A 12,880-nucleotide genomic window follows, 5' to 3' on the forward strand; every position below is an offset into this window, starting at 1 on the left:
GATCCTCACGCCGCCGCGCCCTGAGCGGCGAGCTGCGCGGCCTGATGCTCGGTGGTCAGCGCGTCGGTCAGTTCGCCCAGCGCTTCGCCCGCCATCACCTGCGGCAGCTTGTAGAGCGTCAAATTGATGCGGTGATCGGTGACGCGTCCCTGCGGAAAATTATAGGTGCGGATGCGCTCGCTGCGGTCGCCGGAGCCGACCTTCTCCTTGCGCTCGGCCGAGCGCGCCGCGTCGAGGCGTTGCTGCTCCGCGTCGTAGATGCGCGAGCGCAGGATGTTCATGGCGGACGCGCGATTCTTGTGCTGCGAGCGGCTGTCCTGCATCATCACCACGATGCCGGTCGGGATGTGGGTGATGCGGATCGCCGATTCCGTCTTGTTGACGTGCTGGCCGCCGGCGCCTCCGGCGCGCATGGTCTCGATCCGCAAATCATCGTTCCGGATCTCGACGTCGACCTCCTCTACCTCGGGCATCACCGCGACGGTGGCGGCGGATGTGTGGATGCGCCCCTGCGTCTCGGTGTCCGGCACGCGCTGCACCCGGTGCACGCCGGACTCGAATTTCAGCTTCGAGAACGCGCCGCGGCCCTGCACCTCCGCGATGATTTCCTTATAGCCGCCGACGCTGCCTTCGCTGGCCGAGATCACCTCGACCTTCCAGCCCTGCAGGGCCGCGAAGCGCTCGTACATCCGGAACAAATCGCCGGCGAACAGCGAAGCCTCGTCGCCGCCGGTGCCGGCGCGGATTTCCAGCACCACGTTGCGGTCGTCCATCGCGTCCTTCGGCAGCAGCGCGACGCGGATCTTCTGGACCAGCTCCTCGATCTTCTGCGTCAGCTCGCCGCGCTCGGCTTCCGCCATGGCGCGCATCTCCGCATCGGTCGCGGGATCGGCGATCAGTGCCTCGGTGTCGGCGAGCTCCTTGGCGGCCGAACGATAGGTCTTGACCGCTTCGATCAGCGGCGTGAGCTCGGCGAGCTCACGCGTGATCTGCACATAGCGTTCGGAAGCGAGCTGACCGAGCGATTCGGCCTCCAGCGAGGCGTGATGCGCGAGCAGGACGTCCAGTTTGGCTTCGGGGAGTGACGACATCGGTTCAGGCTCAAAATGCGGGAAAGGGCGAGGCGGCGGGAAGGGGCGACAGGCCCGCTACAACGCCAGGCCTTCGGCCTCGGCAAATTCCGTCAGCTTCTGCCGGATCGAGACGCTGCCGGCGGGCGCGTCCAGCAACGGGCCGAGCATCGCTTCGGCTTTCTTGGCGTCGAGATCGATCACCATCGCTTTGACCGGGCCGAGCGCGGTGGCAGAGAGCGACAGCGAGCGATAGCCCATCGCGATCAGCGCCAGCGCGCCGATCGGCTTCGACGCCATCTCGCCGCAGAGCGACAGCGATTTCTTCGCGGCTTGCGTCTTGCTTGCGATGTCGCGCAGCGCGCGCAGGATCGGCGCCGACATGGTGTCGAAGCGCTCCGAAACTTTAGCGTTGCCGCGGTCGACCGCGAACAAGAACTGGAACAGATCGTTGGAGCCGACCGAGATGAAGTCGACCTTCTTCAGGAGCTCGTCGAGCTGGTAGAGCAGCGCCGGCACCTCGACCATGGTGCCGATGTCGATTCTTTCAGGCAACGTGTGGCCGTGCTGGCGCAGATAGGTCAGCTCGCGTTCGACCAGCGCCTTCGCCGAATCGAATTCACCCACCTCCGAGATCATCGGGAACATGATGCGCAGCGCGCGGCCGCCGCCGGCGCGCAGCAGTGCGCGGATCTGGCCGCGCAACAGGCCGGGACGGTCGAGCCCGAGCCGGATCGCGCGCCATCCGAGCGCGGGATTCTCCTCGATCACCGCTTCCATATAAGGCAGCGCCTTGTCGCCGCCGATGTCGAGGGTGCGGAAGGTGACGGGCTTCGTACCGGCGGCATCCAGCACGGTGCGGTAGAGCGCGAGCTGGTCGCTGGTGCGCGGCAGGCTCTGGCCGACCATGAATTGCAGCTCGGTGCGGAACAGGCCGATGCCGGCGCTGCCGGTGTCTTCGATATGCGGCAGGTCGATCGCGAGACCCGCATTGATCATCAGCTCGACCTTCTGGCCGTCTTTGGTGACGCAGGGCAGGTCGCGCAACGCCAGATACTGCGCTTGGCGGCGGGCGCGGAAGCGCACGCGCTCTGCGAAGGCCGCTTCGACCTCCTGCGATGGGCGCACATAGATCATGCCGGAGGTGCCGTCGACGATGACGGCGTCGCCGGGATCGGCGATACCAGGCGCGTTCGGGACTTCGCCGACCGCGGGAATGCCGAGCGCGCGCGCCACGATCGAGACGTGGGAATTGGCGGTGCCTTCCTCCAATATGATGCCGCGCAGGCGCTTGCGGTCGTAGTCGAGCAGCGCCGCCGGGCCCATCGCGCGCGCGATGACGATGGCATTGTCGGGCAATTGTTCGCGTGACGGCGCGTGATCCTGGCCGACCAGCTGCCGCATCAGGCGATAGCCGAGATCCTCGAGATCATGCAGCCGGTCACGCAAATAGGGATCGGTCGAGCGCAGCATGCGCGCGCGGGTGTCGGATTGCACACGCTCGACGGCAGCTTCCGCCGTGAGGCCGGTGGCGACCGCCTCGTGCAGCTTGTGCGACCAGCCCTGGTCGTTGGCGAACATGCGGTAGGCTTCCAGCACCTCGCGATGCTCGCCGCCTTCCGCGACGTCGCCGCGCTCCAGCATGCGGTCGAGATCGGCGCGCAGCTTGGCGAGCGCGGTGTCGAGCCGCTTGATCTCCTTCGGCAAGTCCTCGGCGATGTAGTCCTTGATGACGACGCGCGGCTCGTGCAGCACGACATGGCCGAGCGCGATGCCTTCCGACAGGATGGCGCCGACCTTCTGCGACGAATGGCGCGCCGCGGGCTCATGGCCCGGCTGGGCCAGCGCAGACAGCTCGCCGGAGGCGATCAGCTCCGCCAGCACCATCGCGGTGGTCTGAAGCGCCTCGAGCTCCTCCTCGACATAGTTGCGCTTGGCGCGGTTCTGCACCACCAGCACGCCGAGCGTGTTGCCGGCCCGCAGGATCGGCACGCCGAGGAAGGAGTGGTAGATCTCTTCGCCGGTCTCCGGGCGGAACGAGAAGGCCGGATGGCTCTGCGCATCGCTCAGGTTGAGCGGGGTTGCCTCGCTGGCGACCAGGCCGACAAGGCCCTCATGGGCGCTGAGCACGGTGTGGTGCACCGCCTCGCGGTTGAGGCCTTCAGTGGCATAGAGCTCGAGCGTGTTGTCGACGCGCAGCACATAGACCGAGCACACCTCGGCCACCATGTTGGCCGCGATCAGCACCACGATCTTGTCGAGCCGCTCCTGGGCCGAGACCTGCTCCGCCATGGTTTCGCGGAGCCGTCTCAACAAGACGCGGGGACCTCCCGACGCGCTCCGCATGAACCGTCAATCTCCTCCGTCTGCCGGGGCCGAAAGGACCCGCGGCGGCTCGCCCAGAAATCCAGAAAAACAACAAATTTGCTCGTCCGTCGCCAGCCCCGGCGGTTGCCTGGGCCGAATCAGCACCGCCTCAACTGGGGCACAGTTTCTGGCAGCCCACCCTGTTCGCCGTATAGCGAATTGGGGCTTGTTTTGCCAAGCAAAACGCCTGCCAAACGCGAAAGTGTGGAGACCTCAGCGTTTGCTGCGACCGCTAAGAGAAAATTAGCCTAAGCCTGATCGAGACCGTAGAGCGTATGCAGGGTGCGCACCGCAAGCTCGGTATAGGCGGTGTCGATCAGAACCGAGAATTTGATCTCGGAGGTTGTAATGGCCCGGATGTTGATATTCCGTCCTGCGAGGGCCGAGAACGCCTGGGCGGCAACGCCGGCATGGCTGCGCATGCCGCTGCCGATCACTGATATCTTGGCGACATCGGTCGCGGTGTCGAGCCGGGCATAATTGATCTGGCTCTTGGCCGCGGTGATCGTCTCCTTGGCCCTGGTGTAGTCGGCGGCCGGGACCGTGAAGGTGAGGTCGGTGGTCTTGCCGTCCTCGGAGACGTTCTGCACGATCATGTCGACGTTGATGTTGGCATCCGCGAGCGGGCCGAAGATCGACGCCGCCACGCCGGGCTTGTCCTCGATCTGGCGGACCGAGATCTGGGCCTCGTCCTTCGAAAAGGCGATGCCGGTGACGACGTGGCTTTCCATGATCTCCTCCTCGCTGCAGATCAGCGTGCCGGGCGGCTGGTTGGCATGCGGGTCGATGTCCTCGGGCTTGTCGAAGCTCGAGCGGACGAAAATCGGCATGTTGTGGACCATGCCGAGTTCCACCGAGCGGACCTGGAGCACCTTGGCGCCCTGGGAGGCCAGCTCCAGCATGTCTTCGAACGCGATCTTGTCGAGCCGGCGCGCCTTCGGCACGATTCGCGGATCTGTGGTGTAGACACCGTCGACGTCGGTGTAGATGTCGCAGCGGTCCGCCTTGACGGCGGCGGCGATTGCCACGGCCGAGGTGTCGGAGCCGCCGCGGCCAAGCGTGGTGATGCGGTTGGTCTCGGGGTTGATGCCCTGGAAGCCGGCGATCACGGCGACTTCCTTGCGTTCCCTGAAGCGCTTGATGATCTCGCTGCCGTCGATGCCCTCGATTCGGGCCGAAGCATGGGCGTCGCTGGTCGTGATCGGGATCTGCCAACCCTGCCAGGAGCGGGCCTGGATACCCATGCCCTGAAGCACGATGGCAAGCAGGCCAGACGTCACCTGTTCGCCCGAGGCGACCACGGCGTCGTATTCGCGCGCGTCGTGCATCGGCGAGGCCTCGGTGCACCAGGCCACCAGCTCGTTGGTTTTACCGGACATCGCCGAGACGACCACGGCCACTTCATGGCCGGCGTCGACCTCACGCTTCACATGGCGTGCGACGTTGCGGATACGTTCGATGTTGGCGACGGATGTGCCGCCGAATTTCATCACGAGGCGGCTCATGACGACGCGTGCATTCCTTCATAAGGATCAGTATGGTGGCCCGCACTGGACGGGCCTCGCGGACACCGACCGCGCGTATACATAGCGGCGGGGCCGGGGGCAAGCGGGTTCCTGCGGGGCAGGGTGCGGGGTAGTGGGTTAACCGAGATCATGGCGCGCTATATCGACGAGATCCTGCAGCCTGGCGAGAAGGTGCTGTATTCGACCAATGCGCACTGGATCTTCTATTTTCCGGCGATCCTGGCCTGGATCGTGGCGCTGGTCCTGTTCGTCCTGTCCCGGCAAACCATCGTCGAGGGGCTTGTCCTGCTCTGTCTCGTCGCGGCCGGCCTGGTGGCTCTGGCGGCGCTGTACTGGACCGTGAAGGGCTGGTTCCATCGCTTTACCACCGAGACCGACGTGACCAATTTGCGGGTCGTGCACAAGACCGGCTTCATCAAGCGCCGCACCTTCGAGATGGCGCTGGACAAGGTCGAGAGCGTCGATGTGAATCAGACCATTCTCGGACGTATTCTCAACTATGGCGATGTGACCATCAATGGCGTGGGGGAAGGTCGCGAAACCATCCGGACCATCGCCTCGCCGCTCGCCTTCCGCAGTTCGATCACCACGCGGTAGGACCGCGCGTAACCATGAGCATGCAGCAAGATACTTCCGCAACCGCAAGCCCGCAGCCGGGCTCGACCGTCGACGCCGCCGAGATCGCGAAATTCTCAAAACTTTCGGCCGAATGGTGGGACCCCAACGGCAAGATGGCGCCGCTGCACCGGATCAACCCGCTGCGGCTCGGCTACATCCGCGACGCCGCCTGCCGCAAGTTCGAGCGCAATTTGCGCAGCCTCAACTGCCTCGGCGGTCTGCGCGTGCTCGACATCGGCTGCGGCGCCGGCCTGCTCTGCGAGCCGCTGTCGCGCCTGGGCGCGCAGGTCATCGGCGTCGATCCGTCGGTCAGCAACATCGCGGCCGCGAAGCTGCATGCCGACAAGGCGCATCTCGCGATCGACTATCGCTGCACCACGGTTGAGGAGATCGACCCGCGCGAGCGCTTCGACATCGTGCTGGCGATGGAGGTGGTCGAGCACGTCGTCGACGTCGGCGTTTTCCTGAAGCGCTGCGCCGCGATGCTGAAGCCGAACGGCCTGATGGTGGTCTCGACGCTGAACAGGAACTGGAAGAGCTTTGCGCTCGCCATCGTCGGCGCCGAATACGTCCTGCGCTGGCTGCCGCGCGGCACCCACGAGTGGAACAAGTTCGTCACCCCTGATGAGCTGACGAAATACCTGCTCGACAACCGCTTGGTGATCACCGAGCAGACCGGCGTCGTCTACTCACCCTTCGCCGACAAATGGACCCTCTCGTCAGACATGGACGTGAACTACATGGTGGTGGCGGAAGGCATGGTGTGAGGCCGCGCCGCTTCCAAACATTCGGCGTCGTCCTGGATCTGCGCTTCGCTTGTTCAGGACGACGGTTGAGTTCGGCGAAAGCATCGCTCCTATGACGTGGGCGTGATTGACCTGCTTGAGTCCTGGCGGCACGTTGGCCGCAATCATTTGGCCCTCCCACCCATTTCCCCATGTTCACCATCGCCAGCCTCTGGATTCCCTTCACCGTCATTGCCGCGCTCGGCCAGGTCGCGCGCAATGCGATGCAGCGGTCGCTGACGAAGCCGCTGGGGACCTGGGGCGCAACCAATATCCGCTTCCTGTTCGGCTTTCCGTTCTCGCTGCTGTTTCTCGCGGTGGTGCTGGCCGCCACCGGCGATCATCTCGGCATGCCGCCTGGTGTGTTCTGGCCCTGGCTGCTGCTCGGCGCGCTCAGCCAGATCGTTGCGACCGGCCTGATGCTGCTCGCCATGAACGACCGCTCCTTCGTGGTGACGACGGCTTATTTGAAAACCGAGGCGATCCAGACCGCCATCTTCGGCTTCGTCTTTCTCGGCGATCACCTGACCTGGCTCAAGGTGCTGGCGATCGTGATCGCGACAATCGGTGTCGTCATCACCGCGCTGCGGCCCGGTGGCGAGAAGAGTTTTGCCGAATTGAAACCGACGATCACCGGCCTCGTCGCGGCGGCAGCGTTCGCGTTATCAGCGGTCGGCTTCCGCGGCGCCATCATCAACGTGCCTGATGTCTCGTTCGTGACGGCGGCATCGTTCACGCTGGTGCTCGGCCTGTTCGTGCAGACGCTGATCCTTACCGTCTACCTGCTCTGGCGCGCGCCAAAAGTGCTTCAGGGCATCCTCTCGATGTGGCGGCCCTCAATGCTCGCCGGCTTCATGGGCGCGTTCGCCTCGCAGTTCTGGTTCCTGGCGTTCGCGCTGACGGCCGCCGCCAATGTCCGCACCCTCGCTTTAATCGAGGTGCTGTTCGCGCAAGGCGTGGCGTACTATTCGTTCAAGCAGCCGATCGCGCCGCGCGAGATTCTTGGCATCGCGCTGATCGTGGTTGGCGTCGCAGTGCTGGTGGGAGTCTAATTCCGATCTTCCGGCAGCGTCGGCAGCGGAGAGACCTCGATGCCTTCCTCGATCAGCGACTTGGCCTCGTCGGGTGAGGCCTCGCCGTAGATCGGACGGTGCGCCTTGTCGCCGTAATGCATCGCGCGGGCTTCATTGGCGAATCGCTCACCGACATTGTCGGCGTTCTTCACGATGTGATCGCGCAGCTCTTTGAGCTTGGCACGCAGCTCGCGCTCCTGCGCCATCAACAGCGAGGTCGGTGCGGATTGCGCAGCCTCGGGCGTGGTCGTCGTGGCGGTGGGCTCAGGCGGCGGCGTGGCGCGTCCGCGGCCCTTCTTGCCGACGATGCGCGGCGCCATGATCGCCTTGTCGACCTTGGCCGAGCCGCAGATCGGACAGGTCACGAGCTTGCGCTTCACTTGAGAATCGTACGCGGCCGAGCTCTGGAACCAACTCTCGAAGTCGTGGCTCCGGTCGCAGCGGAGCGCGTAGCGGATCATGCCGATCCCCGCACCAGGTGCAGATGGTCCGGCCCCGCCTTGGGGTCGGCGACGCCGAAGCGGCGTCCGTGCTGGAGCGAGGGGATCGCGCGGCGCGCGATCTCGACCTTGGCGGGATCGATTTTCGCCATGATGATGCCGGGCTCGACATCGCCCTCGGCGAGGATCTCGCCCCAGGGATCGATGATCAGGGAATGGCCATAGGTCTCGCGCTTGTTCTCGTGCAGGCCTGCCTGCGCCGCGGCGAAGATGAAGCACCCGGTCTCGATCGCGCGCGCACGCAACAGCACGTGCCAATGCGCTTCACCGGTCTTGCGGGTGAAGGCCGAAGGTACCGTGATGAAGTACGCGCCGCTTTCGGCCAGCGCGCGGTAGAGCGCGGGGAAGCGCACGTCATAACAGATCGTCAGCCCGACGCGGCCCCAGGGCAGGTCGGAGATCACGGCCGTCTCGCCCGGCTGGTAATTGGCGGATTCGCGATAGCTCTCGCCGTCAGGCAGCTCGATATCGAACATGTGGATCTTGTCGTAGCTCGCGAGCACATTGCCCTCGGGCCCGATCAGGAACGAACGGTTGACCGCTTTCTCGTCCGAAAAGCGCAGCGCCAGCGAGCCGACATGGATGTGGATCTTCAGTTCCGCCGCGAGCGCCCGGTATGCCTTCAGCGAGGTGTCGTCGTCTTGGCTCTGGAGGTGCTCGAACAGGGCCTTGCGGTTGAGCTGCATCATGTTGCTGACTTCGGGCGTCTGCACGTAGTCGGCGCCATTGGCCGCAGCCTGGCGGATCAGCCGGGTGGCCTGCGCGAGGCTCGGCTCCGGCATCAGGCCGGTGCGCATCTGCACCATCGCCGCCGTGAAGGTCCTGTTGTCGGTCATGACTCCGCCTTGACGCTTTCGAGCATGGCGTCGAGCTTGCCTTCACGATCGAGCGCGTAGAGCTCGTCGCAGCCTCCGACATGGGTTCCGCCGATCCAGATCTGCGGGAAGGTCGAGCCCTCGCCGGCGCGATCGTACATCTCCTGGCGCCAGGACGTGTTCTTCGCGATATCGAACTCCGTGAAGGTCGCCTTCTTGCGGGTCAGCAGCGACTTGGCCGCGGAACAATAGCCGCAGCCCGGCCTCGTGTAGATCTCGACAGCAGCGGTCATCTTGTCTGGCGCTTTCATGTCATGAATTCATTGAATTATATGGGACTTCACCGGCTCTCGACAACCCGGGCAAAGACCAGCACGTCCACTTGCGCCGCCTTGGCCCGGAGCAGGGCCCGCGCACAGGCATCCAGCGTCGCACCCGACGTCAGGACGTCGTCGATGAGGACAATGCGCCGACCCTGGACGTCCGCCTGACGGTCCGGGGATACCTGGAATGCGCCCTGCACATTGGTGGCGCGCTGGGCCCGCGACAGGCCGATCTGCTGCTCGGTCGCGCGTACCCGCCGTAGCACCTCAGCCTTCACCTTCACCCCGCTCTGCCGCTCGATGATCCGCGCCAGCGCCCCGGACTGGTTGTAACGGCGGCGCCAAGCCCTTCGCCAATGCAGGGGAACGGGCACCAGCATGTCGGCGCCGGTGAGCAGCTCGCCGCCCGCGCGCGCCATCCAGCGGCCCATGGCGGGCGCTAAATCCGTGCGGTCCTGGTATTTCAGCGCATGCACCAGGGTCCGCGCGACGTCGTCATAACGCACGGCGGCGCGCGCCCGCTGGTAGGCCGGCGGGCTCGCGATCGCCTCCATCGACAGCATGTCGGGGCCGGGGTCGTACACAAAAGGAATGCCGAGCCGCGGGCAGTAGGGCCGTTCGATGAACGACAGCCGCACCCAGCACGCCGCGCACACGCCCTCGCCGTCGACCGGCTCGCGGCACGACACGCACAGCGTCGGCAGCGCGATGTCGAGCGCAAGCCGTGCCGCACGTGACAATGCGTGCTGGCCAGCCGTCCATGCGGCGCGCAGGGGGGCGGCGATGGAACGAGAAGGGGCGGCGTCGGATGCCATGGCCGAAAGCTAGCGCCGCACGCACCGGATTGCCAGAACCGTCGCGATGGGCGTAACCAGCGCCATGGCTCAAGACCCGCAAACCCCACCCGCTTTGTTCGATCGTGCTTTGTTGCACGCGCGACAGCGCCGCGCGCAGGCGCAAGGTGCCGTGTGCTTCCTGCTGGATCGGGTCGCCGAGGACATGTCCGACCGATTGGCCGCGGTGATGCGGGAGTTTCACACGGCGGCCGATCTCTGGACGCCCGGCGAGGGCCTCGCGCGGCTGCCCTCGATCGAGCGCATTGAGCTCGATGCGTCCGGTGCGGAGAAGCTGCCCTTTGCGCCGGAAAGCCTCGATCTCGTGGTCTCGGCGCTGGCGCTGCAATTCGTCAACGATCTGCCGGGTGTGCTCGCGCAAATCCGCCGCGCGCTGAGGCCGGACGGGCTGCTGCTGGCGGCGATGATCGGCGGCGACAGTCTGACCGAGCTGCGCCAGGCTTTTGCCGCCGCCGAGGCCGAATGCGAGGGCGGCGTGTCGCCGCGCGTCGCACCGTTTGCGGATCTGCGCGACGTTGGCGCGCTGTTGCAGCGGGCGGGGTTTGCGTTGCCGGTCACCGATGTCGACCGCGTCGTGGTGCGCTACGCCAACGCGTTCGCGCTGATGCAGGATATCAGGCGCATGGGCGCGGCCAATGTGCTGATCGAGCGGCGACGCACGCCGAGCCGGCGATCGACGCTGCTGCGGATGGCTGAAGTTTATGCGGAACGCTTTGCCGATGCCGACGGCCGCATCCGTGCGACATTCGACATCATCTGGCTCTCAGGCTGGGCCCCGCATGCGAGTCAGCAGCAGCCGCTCAAGCCCGGATCAGCGAAGGCGAGCCTGGCGGAAGCGGTGAAGAAGGCGGGGAAAGAGTAATCCTCATGGTGAAAAGAGTAATCCTCATGGTGAGGAGGCGCGTCAGCGCCGTCTCGAACCATGCAGGCCCGGCTCTCATCCGCAGCCATCCTTCGAGACGACCGCTGCGCGGTCTCCTCAGGATGAGGTCTGAGCTCACATCAGCAGATCAATCAAATGCGGGATCAGCGGAATGTCCGCGGGCGGCATGGGATAGTCGCGCAGTTTGTTGGCGCGAACCCAGGCCAGGGTCTGACCTTCGCGTGGCGTGACCTGTCCCTCCCAGCGCCGGCAGATGTAGAGCGGCATCAGGAGGTGGAAGGTCTCGTAGCCGTAGCTCGCGAACGTCAGCGGCGCCAGGCAGGGTTCGGCGACGGTGATGCCGAGCTCCTCATGGAGTTCGCGGATCAGGCTCTGTTCCGGCCGCTCACCGGGCTCACACTTGCCGCCGGGAAATTCCCAGAGGCCGGCCAGCGTCTTGCCCTCGGGGCGCTGCGCGATCAGGACGCGGTTGTCGGCGTCGACCAGCGCGCAGGCCACCACCAGCGTCAGTTTGAGATCAGCCATGCCTGGAATGTCGCTCGCTGAAGGTCTTTCGCAACGGACCGTTAACCCTGATATGGCCCCGGTTTCCGAGGTCTCCATAAGTCATATTTAATCCAGGGTTCCTAGAGTGGAAACGCCGAAACCATTCCGGGCCAGATCCATGCGCGCTGAGTGTCGTCCCACCTTCCGCCGGTTCCTCCGCGACCGGCGCGGCAATGTCGCGGTAATCTTCGCAATCTGCTGCGTCCCCCTGATCACGTTCATCGGCGCCGCGATCGACTACTCCCGCGCGACGCAGGTCCGGTCGAAGCTTCAGGGCGCGGCTGACGCGGCCAGCGTCGGTGCGCTCGCCAAGGCCTCGCCGGGGTTTGTCGCCGCGGGCTCGATGACCACGGACGGCACGATCACGGTTGGCGTCAACGACGCCCAGAAAATCTTCGATGCCAATCGAGCCAACCTGACCGGCTATACGCTCAACAGCGTCACCCCGACCGTCGTCAAGACCGGCTCGACCATCAACTCGACCGTCTCGTTCACCGCCACCATCAACACCATGTTTCTCAGCCTGATCGGCAAGACCACACTGACCATGAGCGGCACGTCGTCGTCGACGGCCAATATGCCGCTCTATGTCGACTTCTATCTCCTGCTGGACAATTCTCCGTCGATGGGCGTCGCAGCGACACCGACCGACATCACGAAGTTGCAGGGAAAGACGGGTGGATGCGCATTCGCCTGTCACGACACCACAAAGGCGGCCGGCACAAGCAACTACGACATCGCCAAGGCAAACGGCATCACGACTCGAATTGACGTGGTGCGCCAGGCGAGCGCGAACTTGATGGACACAGCCCAGAGCACGCAGACCTATTCGAACCAGTTCAGAATGGCGATCTACGATTTCGGCGCTTCGTCAGCGACGATCGGATTGAGAAATCTGTTCGCGCTGTCGTCGAGCCTGAGCTCCGCCAAGACGGCGGCGGGAAACATCGACCTGATGGCGGTTGCCGGTCAGAATGACGTGTATACTATCGACAAAGATACTCCCTTCACTACTATTTTTCCCGCAATCAATAGCGCAATCGCCTCGCCTGGAGCAGGTACGTCCGCGTCACCGCTAAAATATCTGTTTTTTGTATCCGATGGGGTCGCTGACGAAGCCAACTCGGGCATGACGATGTGTAGTGTCTCGTCTTCTTCGTATCCTCTCGCGTCATCGAACCGCTGTCAGTCGCCGATCAATCCGGCGCTCTGCACGACCATCAAGAACCGCGGGATCAAGATCGCGGTGCTGTACACGACATACCAACCGCCTACTGACGGCTGGTACAACACATGGATATCGCCCTTTAACCCCGGGCCGTGGGGGCCGTCTCCGAACAGCAAGATCGCGCAGAACATGCAGAGCTGCGCTTCGCCGGGATTCTATTTCGAGGTTAGCCCCACCCAGGGCATTTCGGAAGCGATGAACGCGCTGTTCAAGAAGGCACTCGCGGATGCGCGGATCTCGGGGTGATTTTGATCACCCCGCCCCCTTGCGGGTCAAGAGGACTCACCGCGAG

General features: G+C 64.7%; 13 protein-coding genes. 5 read left to right on the top strand and 8 right to left on the bottom strand.

Annotated elements, in window-relative coordinates; translation table 11 throughout:
- Positions 1–5 precede the first annotated feature (5 nt).
- The 3 genes from prfA to BRA1417_RS0106500 form a co-directional block, all read right to left on the bottom strand.
- Positions 6–1,091, bottom strand: coding sequence for a peptide chain release factor 1 (gene prfA / locus BRA1417_RS0106490; protein ID WP_027515134.1), 1,086 nt, complete (start codon positions 1,089–1,091; stop codon positions 6–8).
- 57 nt (positions 1,092–1,148) lie between these two features.
- A complete protein-coding gene (gene ptsP, locus BRA1417_RS0106495) occupies positions 1,149–3,416 on the bottom strand; it encodes a phosphoenolpyruvate--protein phosphotransferase (RefSeq protein WP_027515135.1) in 2,268 nt (755 codons plus the stop codon).
- A gap of 269 nt (positions 3,417–3,685) precedes the next feature.
- Entirely contained in the window at positions 3,686–4,942 is a 1,257-nt protein-coding gene (locus tag BRA1417_RS0106500; RefSeq protein WP_027515136.1) for an aspartate kinase, read from the bottom strand.
- 150 nt (positions 4,943–5,092) lie between these two features.
- Here BRA1417_RS0106500 and BRA1417_RS0106505 point away from each other — a divergent pair, with 150 nt between their 5' ends.
- From BRA1417_RS0106505 to BRA1417_RS0106515, 3 genes are all read left to right on the top strand, one after another.
- A complete protein-coding gene (locus tag BRA1417_RS0106505) occupies positions 5,093–5,560 on the top strand; it encodes a PH domain-containing protein (RefSeq protein ID WP_027515137.1) in 468 nt (155 codons plus the stop codon).
- A 14-nt stretch (positions 5,561–5,574) separates the two neighbouring features.
- Positions 5,575–6,348 carry a bifunctional 2-polyprenyl-6-hydroxyphenol methylase/3-demethylubiquinol 3-O-methyltransferase UbiG gene (gene ubiG, locus BRA1417_RS0106510; RefSeq protein ID WP_027515138.1) on the top strand — a complete coding sequence of 258 codons (774 nt, stop codon included), beginning with the start codon at positions 5,575–5,577 and terminating at the stop codon, positions 6,346–6,348.
- 170 nt (positions 6,349–6,518) lie between these two features.
- Positions 6,519–7,418: an EamA family transporter gene (locus BRA1417_RS0106515; RefSeq protein WP_027515139.1), complete on the top strand. Its 900-nt coding sequence runs from the start codon at positions 6,519–6,521 to the stop codon at positions 7,416–7,418.
- Here the strand turns inward: BRA1417_RS0106515 and BRA1417_RS0106520 are convergent.
- The 4 genes from BRA1417_RS0106520 to BRA1417_RS0106535 are packed head-to-tail and all read right to left on the bottom strand — an operon-like array spanning position 7,415 to position 9,892.
- A complete protein-coding gene (locus tag BRA1417_RS0106520; RefSeq protein WP_027515140.1) occupies positions 7,415–7,900 on the bottom strand; it encodes a DUF1178 family protein in 486 nt (161 codons plus the stop codon). The two genes, BRA1417_RS0106515 and BRA1417_RS0106520, sit on opposite strands and share 4 nt — an antisense overlap.
- Positions 7,897–8,775, bottom strand: a complete 879-nt coding sequence (locus BRA1417_RS0106525) for a carbon-nitrogen hydrolase family protein (protein ID WP_027515141.1) — start codon at positions 8,773–8,775, stop codon at positions 7,897–7,899. The genes BRA1417_RS0106520 and BRA1417_RS0106525 overlap by 4 nt, the downstream gene beginning before the upstream one ends.
- Entirely contained in the window at positions 8,772–9,047 is a 276-nt protein-coding gene (grxC, locus tag BRA1417_RS0106530; protein WP_027515142.1) for a glutaredoxin 3, read from the bottom strand. Before grxC ends, BRA1417_RS0106525 begins: the two co-directional genes overlap by 4 nt.
- Positions 9,048–9,094: 47 nt before the next feature.
- Positions 9,095–9,892 carry a ComF family protein gene (locus tag BRA1417_RS0106535; RefSeq protein ID WP_027515143.1) on the bottom strand — a complete coding sequence of 266 codons (798 nt, stop codon included), beginning with the start codon at positions 9,890–9,892 and terminating at the stop codon, positions 9,095–9,097.
- A 64-nt stretch (positions 9,893–9,956) separates the two neighbouring features.
- On the opposite strand from BRA1417_RS0106535, the gene BRA1417_RS0106540 reads away from it, so the two are divergent.
- Positions 9,957–10,793 (top strand): methyltransferase domain-containing protein, encoded by an 837-nt coding sequence (locus BRA1417_RS0106540; protein ID WP_027515144.1) that lies wholly within the window; start codon positions 9,957–9,959, stop codon positions 10,791–10,793.
- Between the two features lie 135 nt (positions 10,794–10,928).
- Here BRA1417_RS0106540 and mutT read toward each other — a convergent pair whose 3' ends face one another.
- A complete protein-coding gene (mutT, locus tag BRA1417_RS0106545; RefSeq protein ID WP_027515145.1) occupies positions 10,929–11,339 on the bottom strand; it encodes an 8-oxo-dGTP diphosphatase MutT in 411 nt (136 codons plus the stop codon).
- A 139-nt stretch (positions 11,340–11,478) separates the two neighbouring features.
- On the opposite strand from mutT, the gene BRA1417_RS0106550 reads away from it, so the two are divergent.
- Positions 11,479–12,834 (top strand): TadE/TadG family type IV pilus assembly protein, encoded by a 1,356-nt coding sequence (locus BRA1417_RS0106550; protein WP_027515146.1) that lies wholly within the window; start codon positions 11,479–11,481, stop codon positions 12,832–12,834.
- Positions 12,835–12,880 lie beyond the last annotated feature (46 nt).

The organism is Bradyrhizobium sp. WSM1417, assembly GCF_000515415.1.
GTDB lineage: Bacteria > Pseudomonadota > Alphaproteobacteria > Rhizobiales > Xanthobacteraceae > Bradyrhizobium.